At 63.8% G+C, this 15,058-nt stretch carries 18 protein-coding genes; 11 read left to right on the top strand and 7 right to left on the bottom strand.

Going from position 1 to position 15,058, the window contains the following annotated elements:
• Positions 1-7: 7 nt before the first annotated feature.
• Positions 8-541, bottom strand: coding sequence for a protease adaptor protein RcdA (gene rcdA, locus AC07SZ_RS18525; RefSeq protein WP_056575417.1), 534 nt, complete (start codon positions 539-541; stop codon positions 8-10).
• A gap of 382 nt (positions 542-923) precedes the next feature.
• Positions 924-1,304 (bottom strand): hypothetical protein, encoded by a 381-nt coding sequence (locus AC07SZ_RS18520; RefSeq protein ID WP_494915358.1) that lies wholly within the window; start codon positions 1,302-1,304, stop codon positions 924-926.
• A gap of 335 nt (positions 1,305-1,639) precedes the next feature.
• Here AC07SZ_RS18520 and AC07SZ_RS18515 point away from each other — a divergent pair, with 335 nt between their 5' ends.
• The gene (locus AC07SZ_RS18515; RefSeq protein ID WP_056575412.1) at positions 1,640-2,191 is read left to right on the top strand and encodes a DUF2269 family protein; all 552 of its coding nucleotides are present in this window, start codon (positions 1,640-1,642) and stop codon (positions 2,189-2,191) included.
• Positions 2,192-2,223: 32 nt separating this feature from the next.
• Here the strand turns inward: AC07SZ_RS18515 and AC07SZ_RS18510 are convergent, their stop codons facing one another.
• From AC07SZ_RS18510 to AC07SZ_RS18500, 3 genes are all read right to left on the bottom strand, one after another.
• Positions 2,224-2,994 carry a sulfite exporter TauE/SafE family protein gene (locus AC07SZ_RS18510; protein WP_494915356.1) on the bottom strand — a complete coding sequence of 257 codons (771 nt, stop codon included), beginning with the start codon at positions 2,992-2,994 and terminating at the stop codon, positions 2,224-2,226.
• Between the two features lie 122 nt (positions 2,995-3,116).
• A complete protein-coding gene (locus AC07SZ_RS18505; RefSeq protein WP_172371932.1) occupies positions 3,117-3,845 on the bottom strand; it encodes a class I SAM-dependent methyltransferase in 729 nt (242 codons plus the stop codon).
• Positions 3,846-3,933: 88 nt separating this feature from the next.
• Complete coding sequence (locus tag AC07SZ_RS18500; RefSeq protein WP_172371930.1) at positions 3,934-4,392, bottom strand: Lrp/AsnC family transcriptional regulator; 459 nt, start codon at positions 4,390-4,392, stop codon at positions 3,934-3,936.
• A gap of 132 nt (positions 4,393-4,524) precedes the next feature.
• On the opposite strand from AC07SZ_RS18500, the gene AC07SZ_RS18495 reads away from it, so the two are divergent.
• The 3 genes from AC07SZ_RS18495 to AC07SZ_RS18485 all read left to right on the top strand — a co-directional run bounded on the left by AC07SZ_RS18495 (position 4,525) and on the right by AC07SZ_RS18485 (position 7,252).
• Positions 4,525-5,430, top strand: coding sequence for a DMT family transporter (locus AC07SZ_RS18495; protein WP_494915355.1), 906 nt, complete (start codon positions 4,525-4,527; stop codon positions 5,428-5,430).
• Positions 5,431-5,562: 132 nt separating this feature from the next.
• Entirely contained in the window at positions 5,563-6,210 is a 648-nt protein-coding gene (locus tag AC07SZ_RS18490) for a thiamine phosphate synthase (RefSeq protein WP_494915353.1), read from the top strand.
• 1 nt (position 6,211) lies between these two features.
• Positions 6,212-7,252 carry a tetratricopeptide repeat protein gene (locus AC07SZ_RS18485; protein WP_172371923.1) on the top strand — a complete coding sequence of 347 codons (1,041 nt, stop codon included), beginning with the start codon at positions 6,212-6,214 and terminating at the stop codon, positions 7,250-7,252.
• Positions 7,253-7,267: 15 nt separating this feature from the next.
• Here the strand turns inward: AC07SZ_RS18485 and AC07SZ_RS18480 are convergent, their stop codons facing one another.
• On the bottom strand, positions 7,268-8,284 hold the full coding sequence (locus AC07SZ_RS18480; protein ID WP_056576464.1) for a zinc-dependent alcohol dehydrogenase family protein: 1,017 nt from the start codon (positions 8,282-8,284) through the stop codon (positions 7,268-7,270).
• A 107-nt stretch (positions 8,285-8,391) separates the two neighbouring features.
• Between AC07SZ_RS18480 and AC07SZ_RS18475 the strand changes: the two genes are divergently transcribed.
• The 7 genes from AC07SZ_RS18475 (at position 8,392) to AC07SZ_RS18445 (ending at position 14,540) form a co-directional block, all read left to right on the top strand.
• Complete coding sequence (locus AC07SZ_RS18475; protein ID WP_494915350.1) at positions 8,392-9,249, top strand: LysR family transcriptional regulator; 858 nt, start codon at positions 8,392-8,394, stop codon at positions 9,247-9,249.
• A gap of 116 nt (positions 9,250-9,365) precedes the next feature.
• The gene (efp, locus tag AC07SZ_RS18470) at positions 9,366-9,932 is read left to right on the top strand and encodes an elongation factor P (RefSeq protein ID WP_019861758.1); all 567 of its coding nucleotides are present in this window, start codon (positions 9,366-9,368) and stop codon (positions 9,930-9,932) included.
• A gap of 120 nt (positions 9,933-10,052) precedes the next feature.
• On the top strand, positions 10,053-10,853 hold the full coding sequence (locus AC07SZ_RS18465) for an inositol monophosphatase family protein (protein ID WP_056575392.1): 801 nt from the start codon (positions 10,053-10,055) through the stop codon (positions 10,851-10,853).
• 100 nt (positions 10,854-10,953) lie between these two features.
• Positions 10,954-11,640, top strand: coding sequence for a PAQR family membrane homeostasis protein TrhA (gene trhA, locus AC07SZ_RS18460; RefSeq protein ID WP_494915348.1), 687 nt, complete (start codon positions 10,954-10,956; stop codon positions 11,638-11,640).
• A gap of 164 nt (positions 11,641-11,804) precedes the next feature.
• Positions 11,805-12,830, top strand: coding sequence for a MotA/TolQ/ExbB proton channel family protein (locus AC07SZ_RS18455; RefSeq protein ID WP_056575385.1), 1,026 nt, complete (start codon positions 11,805-11,807; stop codon positions 12,828-12,830).
• Position 12,831: 1 nt separating this feature from the next.
• The gene (locus AC07SZ_RS18450) at positions 12,832-13,863 is read left to right on the top strand and encodes a peptidoglycan -binding protein (RefSeq protein WP_056575382.1); all 1,032 of its coding nucleotides are present in this window, start codon (positions 12,832-12,834) and stop codon (positions 13,861-13,863) included.
• Between the two features lie 248 nt (positions 13,864-14,111).
• The gene (locus tag AC07SZ_RS18445; RefSeq protein WP_494915346.1) at positions 14,112-14,540 is read left to right on the top strand and encodes a hypothetical protein; all 429 of its coding nucleotides are present in this window, start codon (positions 14,112-14,114) and stop codon (positions 14,538-14,540) included.
• 92 nt (positions 14,541-14,632) lie between these two features.
• On the opposite strand, the gene AC07SZ_RS18440 is transcribed toward AC07SZ_RS18445, so the two are convergent.
• Positions 14,633-14,986, bottom strand: coding sequence for a DUF1304 domain-containing protein (locus AC07SZ_RS18440; RefSeq protein WP_056575376.1), 354 nt, complete (start codon positions 14,984-14,986; stop codon positions 14,633-14,635).
• Between the last annotated feature and the right edge of the window lie 72 nt (positions 14,987-15,058).

Raw genomic sequence — 15,058 nt, 5'->3', positions numbered from 1 at the left:
AAGTCGCCTAGTTGCGGGCGAACGCCGTATTGAGCAGGCTGATCTGATCCGAAACCGGATTGGGCCGGCGGCTCAACGGCTGCATGTCGACCACGGCGCCGTCGCCGTAGATTTCGTCATCCATGCGGCGCACCAGTGCCTGCAGGCGAAGCGAGCGGCTGACGAGGTCGAGGAAATCCTCGGGCAGTTCGGCCCAGCCGGCGGCTTCGTCATGCGCGGAAGCGGTATCGAGGCGGACCTTGGACTTTTCCGACGCGACCTGGTCCCGGGTCATTTCACCCGAATTCGCCGCGCGCTGCAAAAGCAACCAGGAGGCGACCTGCATCAGCCTGGTGGTCAGCCGCATCGATTCGGCCGCGTAGAGCGTGGCCGCCAGCCGCGACAGTTTCTTGGCCTCGGCGCGGCCCTTCCCATCGAGATATTCCGCCGCCTGTTCGACCAGTCCCATGCCTTCCTGGTAAAGCGGTTTGAAGGAGTGCGAAAAAACCCGGCGTTCCGCCAGCTTCACGGTTTTCGCGCTGCCCTTCGAAGGCTCGTTCATTGATACGCCCCTGCACTTGCGACCGGCCGATTCGGTTCACTGCCGATACACCCGGCACCCTATATAACTGAAGCTTGAAAATGCGCTTCGCCGGGGGTGAAGGCAAGCACATGTTTAACAGAAGGTTAACAGCCATCCGCCGCGCGGGGTATCGGCGGAATGCGGACAAAAAAAGAGCCGCGGATAAGGCGGCTCTCAGGAGTTTAACAGGGAGGCGTCAAACAAAGTGGCTCCAACCACTCGGTAAGAATCCAGATCACTGGATACGCATAGTAAACGCCTGTAAAGCTTAATGAACCTTTAACGGCCCCTAAGTTTTTTGATCGAACACCCGGTTCCTGTGCCGTAACAGCACAGGCCGGAAGTCCGCATCCGGCTCTGCTCAGGCCTTCTTCCAGACCACCGGCAAGGAGATGAAGGCAAACAGGAGCATGCCTGCATAGAAGCCGATCGAAGCGATCCCCAGAAGCGGCTCGATCGCCGGATTGCCGGCAAGCAGGATGTAGAGGCCGATCAAGAGCCCGATCCCGCTGATTGCCGTCAGCCAGAAGTGAACGACGGCGATCGTCTTTTGCGCGACAGCCGGAAACAGATGATAGAAGAAGGCGAAGACCGCCGACATCAGCCAGCCGGCCACCATCGTATGGGCGTGGGTCGGCATCTGGCCGTGGTCTTCGCTGATGGCCATGTGAATGCCGAGCGCCATCCCGCACAACGAATAGATGATGGCCAGCGTGAAGAAATTCCGTGCTACCCCTTGCATGCTTGTCCCCTCGAAATGCCTTTTCCCGTTTTCGGGAATGGGTTGATCGTCAGGCGATTTCCGTCGCCACCGGGCTTCCGGCTCGGCGCACTAGCATCGGCAATGTTTCTGGACGATGTCGCGCCGCCCCTTCCCGCACTTCCCACGATAGCAGAAAATGAAGCCGCGCATCGGCCTATGTCGAGAACCGGTGCCGGCCGAAAACCGCCGAAACAAAAGCTGTCTCTTCGCGACATCGTTCCGAAACAGGCGCCACGCTAAACGCCCGCTCCTCTGACGGCTGGCGGATATCCGCTCCGCCGCGAAAACCACCAGAAATACCCCAGGAGCAACCGATGGACTGGTATTCGATCGTCAAATTTCTCCACATCGTCTCGGCCATCTTGTGGGTCGGAGGCGGCTTCGTGCTGTTCCTGCTCGGCGTGCTTGCCGAGCGCGCCGGTCATGTCGAGGACAAGCTTCAGGCGATGCGTGCCAGCGGGCGGTTGGGCGGGTGTTTCTTCGCGCCGATGTCGATGCTCACCCTGATCTTCGGCGTCATCATGTGCGGCTTCTGGGTCGGCTTTTCCGACCTGTGGGTCATCATCGGCCTGGTCGGCTACGCCACGACCTTCTCGATCGGCATGTTCATCTTCAAGCCGACCGGCGAGCGCATGGGCGCGATGATCGCCAGGGACGGCGTCACGCCGGCCGTGCTTGCCATCGGCCAGCGCATGATGAGCGCGGCGCGATTTGACTATGCGGTGATGCTGGTGATCGTCGCCGACATGGTGCTCAAGCCGACCACGCATGACATCGGCATCCTCGCCGGCATGGCGCTTGTCATGGCAGTCGGCGCCATGCTGGCCCTTGGCGGCAACCGTCGCCTCGTGCCCAGCGCCGCCTGACCCCTTGACGGTGAGAGCGGCCGCCTCGCCTGCTACATCAGGCCTGCGAGGCCGTCCCACAGCAGCTTGACCGCCACGACGGCCACGGTCGCGTAGGTGAAGGGATAGAATATCTCCGGCCGCATGCGCCGCACCAGCCAGGCGCCGGCGATGGTCGACAGCGGCGCCAGGGGCATCAGCACGGCGGATGCCGTCAGATTGGCGGTGTCGAACTGGCCGAGCGCGAAGTAGGGGATGAGCTTCAACGCATTGGTCGCGGCAAAGAAGATCGCGGCCGTGCCCGACAGCACCTTCGGGTCGAGGCGGATCGGCAGCGCATAGACCTGGAAAGGCGGGCCACCGACATGGGCGACGAAGCTGGTGAAACCGGCGACCGTGCCCCAGATCGCGGCGGCCACGCGGTTGGGTTCGGCGGCATGGTCGGAGCCGTGGCGGAACTGCAGGTAAAGCCAGCGCAGCACGAAGATGATGGCGACGGCGCCGACGATGAGCCGCACCGCCTCCTCGGTGACGAGCGCGGCCGTCAGCCAGCCGAGCCCGATGCCGATGACGGCGCCCGGCATCATATCGACCAGCATCTTGCGGTCGTAGACGCCCCACCATGTCCACACTGAGACAATGTCCATCAGGCACAGGATCGGGAGCAGGATGGCGGCAGCCTGCTCCGGCGGAATGGTCAGCGCCATCAGCGGCACGCCGACGAAACCGACAGCGCCGCCGAAGCCGCCCTTGGACAGGCCGACCAGAATGACCGCCGGAACGGCGGCCGCATAGAACCACGGATCGAGAAGCAGGCCTGACATGGGAGGGACTGGTCTGGAGGGAAAGTGCGTCGCCGCCTGAATAGCCCAGAATCTTCAGCGGAGCGACAGCAAATCCAGGCATGGCGCGTCTGGCCGATGACGCCCTTGTCCCTTCGACTATCCTATCGACGCGCCGAGACGAGCAGGAACATCGGTCGCTCGAGTTCTTCGGCCAGTTCGGGCCTGGCCGCGACCTGCGCATCCGTGGGACGGAATTCCTCGACATGCCCGATCGTGAAGCCGGACTTGATCAGCGCGTTGAGCGTCGTGCCGATGGTGCGGTGGTGTTTCACCACGCCCTTGGCCAGCCAGTCTGTCTTGCGCGGACCTTCCACCAGATAGCGATCGACAGGCCATGTCCTGCGGCCCTCGGCATCGACCACCCAGCCAGGCTTGGTAGGGGCCATGTAGATCGGATGTTCGGTGGAGAAGACGAAATGCCCGCCGGGCGACAAGGCCTGGTGCACCGTCCTGAACAGGCGCGCGACATCCTCCACATAGTGCAGGGCAAGCGAGCTGTAGGCGAGATCGAATCCGCCTGGCGGCAGGCTGAGATGGTCGAGGTCGGCCCGCTCATAGGTGATGCCGGCGTCCGGGCCCGCGGCTCTTGCTTGGGCCAGCATCTTCTCCGACAGGTCCAGCCCAAGGACGTTGCTCGCTCCGTGCTCAAGCGCCCAGCGGCAGAACCAGCCGAAACCGCAGCCGAGGTCGACGATCCGCAGCCCGCCGACTTGAGGGAGCATCGAGCGCAGCGCCGGCCATTCGGCGGCACCGTCCAGGCCTTCGATCGACCGGCCAAGCTGGCTGTAGCCCGCGAAGAACTCCGGCTGGTCGTAGATATTTTGCGCCATGTTTTCTTCCTCGTCTCTCAGCCAATCATCTGGCCGGAGACCGACATTTGGTGGACAAGCCGCGCATTTCCACCCCGGCCTTGCGGAGTCAAGACGATGAAACCGATGGCGCCCCGAGCGGTGGCGGCCGCCGCCGGATCGGCTGCGCCTTGACAATGGCGGTGCTTGTCTCGGCCTTGTCGGCAATGCGGTCGAGAATGCCGTCGAGCTCGCTGATGGAGCGCACGAACAGACGGGCGACGAAACAGTCGTCACCCGTCACCTTGTCGCATTCGCCAAACTCGGCGATCTCCTCGATCAGTTTCTGGACGATGTGCAGCTTGCCCGGCAAAGGCTTGATGCGCACGATCGCCTGCAGCGTATAGCCGAGCGCCAGAGGATCGATCTCGACGGTGAACGCCCGGATGACGCCGCGCTCCTCGAGCCGCCGTAGCCGCTCCGAAACGCTCGGCGACGACAGCCCGACCTGGGCAGCCAGTTCCTTCAGCGAGGTCCGTGCATCGCGCACCAGGATTTCGAGGAGGTTTCGGTCGAGATCGTCAAGCATTTCAGATTTCTCACAGATTCGCACCAGAAGCCTAATATAATTAGGCCATCTCCGAATACGGCCTTTTCTCCAAGATGGAAAGCTGGCACCTCGCATGAGATTATGACGCCTCAACGGGCTCAGAGGTCTATCATGAACGATATGGTACGCGGCACGGTCGAAATGTCGGCCGCAATGGCGATCCTGGGCACGATCGGATGGTTCGTCATCATGTCCGGCCAGCCGATCATGGACGTGGTGTTCTGGCGCTGCGCGTTCGGCGCGGCGACACTGCTTGTCATCTGCACTTCGCTCGGCTTGCTGCGCGACAGGCCGCCCCTGCGCATCATCGGCCTGGCCGCGCTTGGCGGCGCGGCCATCGTCGTCAACTGGCTGCTTCTGTTCAGCGCCTTCTCGCGCGCCTCGATCTCGATCGCCACCGCCGTCTACAACACCCAGCCCTTCATGCTGGTCGGCTTCGGCGCGCTCTTCTTCGCCGAACGGCTGACGCTGACCAAGCTGACCTGGCTGACAATAGCCTTCGTCGGCATGGTGCTGATCGTCGAAGCCGCCCCTGACGCCGGCGATGTCGGCACCAACTATTTTGCTGGCATCCTGATGGCACTGGCCGCGGCCTTCTTCTGGGCCGTCGCGGCCATCGTCACCAAGAAGCTCAAGGGCACGCCGCCGCATCTGATCGCGCTGATCCAGGTCTGCGTCGGCGTCGTCATGCTGGCCCCCTTCGCCAATCTTTCGCATCCTCCCACCGACCCGTGGAGCTGGGCCATGCTGGCGACGCTGGGCATCGTCCACACCGGCCTGATGTACATATTGATGTACGGCGCCATCCAGAAGCTGCCGACGCATCTGCAGGGCTCGCTGTCCTTCATCTATCCGGTCGTCGCCATCCTGGTCGACGTCGTCGCCTTCGGCCATCGGCTGCATCCGAGCCAGGTCGTCGGTGCCGCCGCCATCCTGATCGCCGCGGCCGGCATGAATCTCGGCTGGTCTTTGTGGAAGCCGAAACCGCGCGTCACGAGCCCCCAGCCGATCGAGTAGGGTCCGCCAGCTGGCTCCCCGCCGGCAAAAATCGCCATCCCGGCTGCCCGCCTGTTCAAAGCGGGCAGTTTGCTCTATGCCGCAATCCAACCATCTTCGCCCGGCATAGGCGAAACCCGGGATCGAAGAACCATGAACGACGCCACACCCCCAAATCGTTGCCGCATCGTGCTGATCGCGCCGCCCGGCGTGCCGGCCGCCCGCATCGCCGCCGCATTCGACGGCGGCGACGTCGCCTCGCTGATCCTGCCCGAGAACGGCATGGACGAGGCCTCCTTCCAGGCTTTTGCCGAGCAGATCGTGCCGACGGCCCAGGCCGCGGGCGTGGCCGTGATCATCGCCGGCGACACCCGCATCGCGGGCCGTGTCCAGGCCGACGGCATCCATGTCGAGACGTCCAAGGCCGAACTCGCCGAAACGATCGAACATTTCCAGGCGAAGATGATGGTCGGCGCCGGCGGCGCCAAGAAGCGGGACGACGCACTCGAACTCGGTGAGGTCAGGCCGGATTACATCTTCTTCGGCCGCTTCGGCTACGACAACAAGCCGGAGCCGCATCCGCGCAATCTCTCGCTGGGCGAGTGGTGGGCGCAAATGATCCAGATCCCCTGCATCGTCATGGCCGGATCCGATCTGGCTTCCGTCGAGGAAGTGGCCGCCACCGGTGCCGAATTCGTCGCGCTGTCGAGCGCGGTGTTCGCCGATGGCGTCGATCCGCAAGCGGCAATAAGCCTGGCCAATGCGCTGCTCGACGAAACCGCGCCGCGCTTCGAGGACTGATGTGGCTCCGGTGAGGCTTCCCCTTCAGGCCTTGCTTGCAGTGGTCATGATCCAGGCCGCCGCCGCCGAAACGATTCCCTTGCCGCTGCCCAAGCCCGAAACCGGCGTGCACACCGACAAGCCGATCGAAAATCAGCTGCCGCAACCCGCCACAACGGCGGAGCCGGCGCCGCTGCCCTCGGCCGACAGCATCAATCCCGACCGCTTCGGGGCCAAGCCGGCGGACGCGGCCTACGGCGCCTTCCAGCGCGGGCTCTACAAGACGGCCTACAACCTTGCGCTGGTCCGCGCGAAAAATGGCGACCCGGCGGCGCAGACATTGGTGGCCGAGATCCTGTCGCGCGGGCTGGGCGTGCCGCTCAACACAGCGGAGGCGGCCAAATGGTACGCCGCCGCCGCCGAACAGGGCGTGCCGGAATCACAGTTCCAGTACGCGCTGATGCTGCTCGACGGCCGTTACGTCAAGAAGGACACGAAAGAGGCCTATGCCCTGATGCAGGCCGCGGCCGAAGCCGGCAACCAGCTGGCGCAGTTCAATTTCGCGCAGATGCTGGTCCAGCAGGATCCCGGCGACGCCGGCCTGACCAAAGCGGTCTCCTATTATGAGCGCGCCGCCGCGACCGGCCTCCCCGACGCGCAGTACGCCATGTCCCAGATCTACGCCAACGGCGTTGGCGGCAAGCCGCGCGACGATGCGCAGGCAAGGCGCTTCCTGGCGCAGGCCGCACGGCAGAACTATGACACCGCGCAGATCGATCTCGCCGCCTGGATGATCGAGGGTCGCGGGGGCGCCCGTGACCTGAAATCGGCTTTCGGCTGGACGAAGCAGGCTGCCGAGGGCGGCAATGTCGCCGCCCAGAACCGCCTGGCGAAACTCTATATGCAAGGCATCGGCACCGACCCGGACCTCGTGCTCGCCGGCGCCTGGTACATCGTCGCCCGCCGTGCCGGTCTCATCGACCCCGACATGGACGACTTCCTGCAAGGGCTGAGCGACGACCAGACCAAGCAGGCCCTGCAGAAGGCGAACCGCCTTCCCTGAGGCCAGCTCATCCGGTCATTGCGTGTGATCCAGGACGACCTTGCCGAAAGGCGACCCGTGCTCGAGGTGCCGGAAGGCCTCTGCCGCCTCCATCCAGGGAAAGACCCGATCGATGACCGGCCGCAGCCCGTTCACGAGAAGTGCCCGGTTCATTGCCTCGAAGGTTTCGCGCGAACCGACAGGTATGCCACGCGCCCTGACCTGGCGTCGGAAGATGTCCAGCGGATTGATCGCCCCGTCGCTGCCGCCGAGATAGCCGATGACATTGATCTGGGCGCCGCGCGCCGCGGCCTTCAGCGATTGGTCGAAACTTTGCGGCCCGCCGACTTCGATGATGTGGTCGGCACCTCGTCCGCCGGTCAGCGTCAAGACCGCCGTCGCCCAGTCCGGATCGCGGCGGTAATTGACGCCGTCATGCGCGCCGAGCGCCTTCGCCCGGGCGAGCTTGCCGTCGCTGCTTGAGGTGACGATGACGCGTGCGCCGGCCGCCGCGGCGAACTGCACCGCAAACAGCGAGACACCACCAGTGCCCAGGCTGAGCACGGTCTCGCCCGGCTTCAACCGCCCTTCGGTGAACAATGCATGCCAGGCCGTGACCGCGGCGCAAGGCAATGTCGCCGCTTCGATATCGCTGAGATGTGGTGGCGCGGGCACGGCCGCCTGTTCGTCCAGCCGCGCGAACTCGCTGAGCAGACCATCGATGGGGCCGCCACGCTGATAGGCAGGCTCGGCCATGGCGAAACTGCCGCCGACCCAGCGCTGCCAGAACGTGCCGCAGACGCGGTCGCCGACCTTGAAGCGGGTCACTTCGGCGCCAACCGCGACCACTTCGCCCACTCCGTCCGAAAGCGGTATCAGCGGGAGCGCAAAGGCGGTGTGGTAGCTGCCACGGGCGATCTCCACGTCACGGTAGTTGAGCGCGGTTGCCTTGACCTTGATGATCATCTCCTGGCGGCCCGGTTCAGGCTTCGGCCGCTCGACCATTCTGAGATTGTCGATGCCACCGGGAGCCTGCAATTCGATTGCCTTCATGGTCTTCCATTCCCTTTGCAAATCCGTCGAAGGGAAAATCGCTTGCAGGAACCATGATTTCAAATTCATAATAGTCAGAATGATTATGCATTCGGAGCATTGACGGAATGCTGGAGGAATTGCGCACGCTCGTCCTCTTCGCGGAGGAAGGTTCGATCCAGAAAGTGGCGCGGCGCCTGCCGCTGACGCAGCCTGCCGTCACGCGCCAGATGCAGCGACTGGAGGACATGCTCGGAACGACACTTCTCGATCGCCGGCAAAAGCCGCCGCGCCTGACCGCGGCGGGATTGGAGGTGCTGACACGCGCGAAAGACATACTGGCTTCGGTGGAAGCGCTGAAATCCTCGGCCGCCGACGCTGAGCCGCAGGGCGTGCTGCGTGTCGGTCTGGCGCACGGTTTGTCCGATGCAAGCGTTGCGGGCGCCGTCGCCGGCGCGGCCGTGCCGTTTCCAAGAATATCGTTGCGGCTCAAGACCGGCTGGAGCGCGGAGCTCATCGAGCAGTTCGAACGCGGTCAACTCGACATGGCGATCGTTCTGCGGCCTGCCGGTCATCAAGGCTCGGACGTGCTCGGCACCGAACGTCTCTGCATCATAGCCCAGGCCGGCGCCCATCTCACGGACGCCCGGGGCCCCACGCCTTGGGTTCTCAGCCCCGAGCCTTGCGACGCGCGTCAGACGCTCCTCTCCGGCTTGGGCGGCGAACGGCATCGTCTTATCGTCGCGGCGGAAATTCAGGATCCGGCGATGCAGATGGAATGGGTCCGTCGGGGGCACGGCCTCGGCCTCATGCCGTTGCGGCTCGCGGCGCGAGGACTTCCCGACGGCCTCGCGCGTGTCGATCTCGAGGGTGTCGACCTTTCATTGCAGGTCGTGGCGCTGCGCTCGCCACATCTCAACCGGCTGGCGAAGGTCGTGGAAGCCATTGCAAGGACCGTCGGCGAAGCCATCAGGATCGAGGCCTGATACCGGCTGACCGGCTGCGGTCGATCCGGCGTCCCTTGCCTCTCCGGACGATTTGTGGTCTTGGGAGCCCCTAAATCGCTTGTCCCGGCGAAAATCTCATTCCGGATCCCATCATCATGGCCAAGATCAATGGCAACGAAATCCGTCCCGGCTACGTCATCGAGCACGATGGCGGCCTGTGGGTGGCGGTCAGGACCAACACCGTCAAGCCCGGCAAGGGCGGCGCCTACAACCAGGTCGAACTGAAGAACCTGATCAACGGCACCAAGCTCAACGAGCGCTTCCGCTCGGCTGAGACGGTCGAACAGATCCGGCTCGACCTGAAGGATTTTTCCTTCCTCTACGAGCAGGACGACGCGCTGGTGTTCATGGACACCCAGAGCTACGAACAGCTCGAACTGAACAAGGATTTCGTCGGCGACCGCGCCGCCTTCCTGCAGGACGGCATGATGGTGACGGTCCAGCTTTATGAGGAAAGGCCGATCGGCATCTCGCTGCCCGACTATGTGACCCTGACCATCACCGAGGCTGATCCGGTGGTGAAGGGCCAGACGGCGGCATCCTCGTACAAGCCGGCGGTCCTGGAGAACGGCATTCGCGTGTTGGTGCCGCCCTTCATCGGTGCCGGCGAACGCATCATCGTCGACACCAACGAAATCACTTACGTGCGCCGCGCCGACTAGAGCATGGTCCCGAAAAGTTGCAGACTTTTCGGACAAGATCATGCGCACAAAGACAAGCAGATGAAGCAGGGCCGCGATCCAATTTGAGTGATCCGCCCGGGCTTTTGGAGTTTCAACGATATGGCACGCTCAGCCCTTCTCAACGTCATGGTCCAGGCCGCAATGAAGGCCGGCCGCTCGCTGTCGCGCGACTTCGGCGAGGTCCAGAACCTGCAGGTCTCGCTGAAGGGTCCGGGCGACTATGTCAGCCAGGCCGACCGCAAGGCCGAGGACATCGTCTTCGCCGAATTGTCGAAGGCGCGCCCGGGCTACGGCTTCCTGATGGAAGAGCGCGGCGTGGTGGAAGGCGACGACAGCCAGCACCGCTGGATCGTCGATCCGCTCGACGGCACCACCAATTTCCTGCACGGCATCCCGCTTTTCGCCGTCTCGATCGCGCTGGAGCGCCAGGGCCAGATCGTCGCCGGCGTGATCTACAATCCGGCCATGGACGAGCTCTATACGACCGAGCGCGGCGGCGGCGCCTTCCTGAATGACCGCCGCCTGCGCGTCGCCGGCCGCACCAAGCTCGTCGACGCCGTCATCGGTTGCGGCGTGCCGCATCTGGGGCGCGGCCAGCACGGTAATTTCCTGATCGAGTTGCGCCACGTCATGGCCGAGGTTTCCGGCATCAGGCGCCTTGGCTCGGCCTCGCTCGACCTTGCCTATGTGGCCGCCGGCCGCATGGATGGTTTCTGGGAAATCGGCCTGTCGGCCTGGGACATCGCCGCCGGGCTGCTGCTGATCCGGGAAGCCGGCGGTTTCGTCTCGGACATGGATGGCGGGCAGGACATGCTGGACAACGGCTCCGTCGTCGCCGGCAACGAGGTCATCCAGCGTGCACTGCTGAAGACGGTGAAGAAGCCCCTCGCACCCCGCTGAAGCCTTCCGCAGCGCTGAACGGCCGCAGTCGCAAAACCGCCACCAAAGCTTGAAATACTGTCCGGTGGTTGCCCAGATATGGGGTGACGCAGGACGATCGATGGCAGACACACCGCCACAACTCGAAATCCCCTTTGTCGGGCGCTGGCACTACTCCCGCGCGGAGATGATCGCCGACGGCATTGTCCATGCTGTCGGCATCGTGCTGGCGATCGCGGCCGGCTCGGCGCTGCTGGCGCTGGCGGCGTTTCGGGTCGGACCCGGCGAGTACGTCGCCGCCGCCTTCTATGTCGTTTCGCTGCTCACCGTGCTCTCGGTGTCGCTGGCCTACAATCTGTGGCCGGTATCGTCACCGGCCAAATGGGTTCTGCGGCGCTTCGATCACGCCGCGATCTATCTTCTCATCGCCGCCACCTACACGCCTTTTCTGGCCCAGCTCGCCGGCTCGCCGCTGGCCCGCTGGATGATCGCGCTGGTCTGGATCGCGGCGGCGACAGGCATCGTCATCAAGGTGTTCTTTCCCGGCCGTTTCGACCGGCTGGCGATCGTCTTCTATCTAGCCATCGGCTGGAGCGGCATTGTCCTGGTCAAGCCGCTCGTCGCGACACTGCCGACGACCTCGATCGTGCTCATCGTCGCCGGTGGCGTCGTCTATTCCAGCGGTGTCATTTTCTTCGCCTGGAAGGGGCTGCGTTTCCACAACGCGCTGTGGCACGGCTTCGTCGTCACTGGCGCTGGCCTGCATCTGGCGGCCATGGTCGACTGCCTGGTGATAAACCGCTTCTGATCCGCTCGCGGCATTATTGCCAAGCGCCATTCAATTTGGTCACAATTCCGTTTAGAGTCGCCAACTACGTGATCGGCGGCGCTGGAGCAATTCCAGGGAAAGTGTGAGCGGTTTCCCGTTCGGAATTGCGTAAAGGCAAATAGAGCATCGGAAACGGGGCACGGATGGCTTTTCTCAGATCCTTCGGCATGGGCAGGCGCTCCGACGTACTGATCTACGATCCGCATAAACTATCGAGTCCGCAGGTGTTCCTGCTGACCATGGTCATCTTCCTGGCCATCGTCGCCTTCATTGCCGCCATCCTGACCCGCCAGATCTCGACGGCTTTCGTCACCAATCCCGGCCTCAACGGCCTGATCATCGGCGTGCTGGTGGTCGGCATCCTGCTCGCTTTCGTCCAGGTCGGGCGGCTGTTTCGCGAGGTGCGCTGGGTCAACTCCTTCCGCGCCGGCTCGGAAACCACCGAACCGGTGCTGCTGGCCCCGATGAAAGCCATGATCGGCCGTTCCTCGACCATGGCCTTCTCGACCTCTTCCATGCGCACAATGCTGGATTCCATCGCCACGCGCCTCGACGAAAGCCGCGACACCTCGCGCTACCTGGTCGGCCTCCTGGTGTTCCTCGGCCTGCTCGGCACCTTCTGGGGCTTGTTGAACACGATCGGCTCGATTCGCGAGACCATCGAATCGCTCGATCCCGGCACGGGTGATGCAGCCGCGGTGCTCGATTCCCTGAAGCAGGGCCTGTCGGCGCCGTTGGCCGGCATGGGCACGGCCTTCTCATCCTCGCTGTTCGGCCTGTCCGGTTCGCTGGTGCTTGGCTTCCTCGATTTGCAGGCGGGCCGCGCCCAGACACGCTTCTACACCGAGCTTGAGAACTGGCTGTCCTCGGTCACGGATCTCTCTTCCGACATCGTCGTCTCCGATCCGGCCAAGTCCGAACCGTCGGACGAAATCCGCCTGTTGTCGGAGCGGCTACGCAGCATGCAGGAGAATGGCGGCGGCTCCAATCCTCGTGTCGCCACCGCCATGGCCAATCTCGCCGACGGCATTTCCGGCCTGGTCAAGAACATGCGCTCCGAGCAGCAGATCATGCGCGACTGGGTCGAGGCCCAGTCCGATGAACAGAAGGCGATGCGCAACACGCTGGAAAAGATCGCCGACGCCCTGAAGAAGCCCGGGGTGCACTGACATGGCGCTTGCCAGGGGCCGGCGTACCGATCGCCGCATCGACTACTGGCCGGGCTTTGTCGACGCTTTGTCGACGCTGCTGCTCGCCATCATGTTCCTGCTCACCGTTTTCGTGTTGGCGCAGTTCCTGCTCGGCCGCGAAATCTCCGGCAAGGACACGGTGCTCAATCGTCTCAACTCGCAGATCAACGAACTGACCCAGCTTCTGGCGCTGGAGCGCTCGACGGCGCAGGACAAGGAGGATTCGCTCGCCAACCTGCAGGCGTCGCTGTCGGCGGCGGAGGCGGAAAAGAGCCGCCTCGAGCAATTGCTGGCGCAAGGTGCCGGCGCCGGCGACGCGGCCAACCAGCGTGCCGCGGAACTGGGCGGCGAACTCGACAACCAGCGCCAGATCAGCCAGCAGGCACTGAGCCAGGTCGAGATACTCAACCAGCAGATCGCCGCGCTTCGCAAGCAGATCGGAGCACTCGAGGACGCGCTCAACGTTTCGGAGGCCCGCGACCGCGATTCCAATACCAAGATCGCCGATCTCGGCCGCCGCCTCAACGTCGCCCTGGCGCAGCGCGTGCAGGAATTGAACCGCTACCGCTCCGACTTCTTCGGACGTCTGCGCGAGATCCTCGCCGACCGCGAGAACATCCGCATTGTCGGCGACCGTTTTGTCTTCCAGTCGGAAGTGCTGTTCCCGACCGGCTCCGAGGTCATCAACGATGCGGGCAAGGTCGAGATGAAAAAGCTCGCCGACGCCATCATCGAGTTGCAGAAGGAGATTCCGCCGGAGATCAACTGGGTGCTGCGTGTCGATGGCCACACCGACAACAAGCCGCTCTCGGGCACCGGCCGCTACCGCGACAATTGGGAGCTGTCGACGGCGCGTTCGACTTCGGTGGTCAAGTTCCTGATCGAGAACGGCGTGCCGGCCAACCGGCTGGTCGCCGCCGGCTTTGGCGAGTTCCAGCCGCTCGACCCTGCCGATACCGACGAGGCGCGCAACAAGAACCGCCGCATTGAACTGAAGCTCACCGAACGTTGAACCATCATCACGCGATGTCACGCGAATTTGTTCGACGGCTCAACTTTAGGGCGCAGACCGGTGTCGGCAAGGCCTGAAAAGATTATCTTTTTTTAATTCCACTTCGCGCCGGAGCGCTCCTAGCCTGCCGCCCAGGGCCGAGAACCGCCGGCGATGCCTCCCATCGCGACGCGACGGAACCCGACGGCCCGTGGCTGGAAGGCAGACGAAGGAACCGCTGCCTTTCCTCTTCTGGAGGAGACGCGACGATGCGCTCTTTTAACCCTACGCTCGGAACTGCGGCACTGACCGCATTCTTTATCGCCATTCCGCTCGCCGGCGCCTACGCCGCGGGCCATCACAAGGGCACTCTCGACGCGACGGATCCGACAGACATGACCGGCCCGCGTGTCGAGGCTCTCATGCAACAGGTTCAGGGTGTCCGCCAGGGCATTGTCGACGCCAGGCAGGCCAACAACATCACCCCGGCCGTGGCGGAGCGCCTGGAAATGCGTACCGTCCGCATCAACCAGGCAGCCGAGAAGATAGCCGCGTCGGATCACGGCAGGATACCGGCCGCGCAATATCATGAGCTGCTGCGCCGGCTCGACAATGTCGACCAGCGGCTCAGGGTCGACACCGGCAGCGGCTTCCTCATGGGCGATGGTTCCGACGGCGGAACCTATCCGAACGGCTGAGGCCTCTGGAACGGTCCACGAGGAAGGGACCTCCTGGCGCCTTCGGGACCCCGATCCCGCGGGCGTCCTTTTTCCTCACCGGCCCAGCCCGCCTACCAACCAAGCCAGAGCGCGACCAGGGCGACCACCGCCGGCACGGTCTGGATGAACAGGATCTTGCGGCCGACCGTCGCCGCGCCATAGAGGCCGGCAATGGCCACGCACAACAGGAAGAAGACCTTGACCTGAAAACCGGCAGCGCCGAGGTAAAGCCCCCAGATCAGGCCGGCGGCAAGAAATCCGTTGTAGAGGCCCTGATTGGCGGCGAGCACCTTCGAGGCCTGCGCGAATTCGGGCGTCAGGCGGAATGTCTTGTGCCCACGCGGCGTGTCCCAAAGCACCATCTCGAGATAGACGATGTAAACATGGATCAAGGCCACCAGCCCGACCAGGATGTCGCCGATCATTTTGCTCCCCCTGCACGCGTTGCCGCAGCATTTCATGTGTGGCATCGCCTGCGCAAGGTGCCATCCGCCGGA

It is taken from the genome of Mesorhizobium sp. GW821-FHT07A06 (assembly GCF_059419085.1).
Note: the sequence above shows the minus strand (reverse complement) of the source record. Positions and strands in the feature narration are given on the sequence as shown.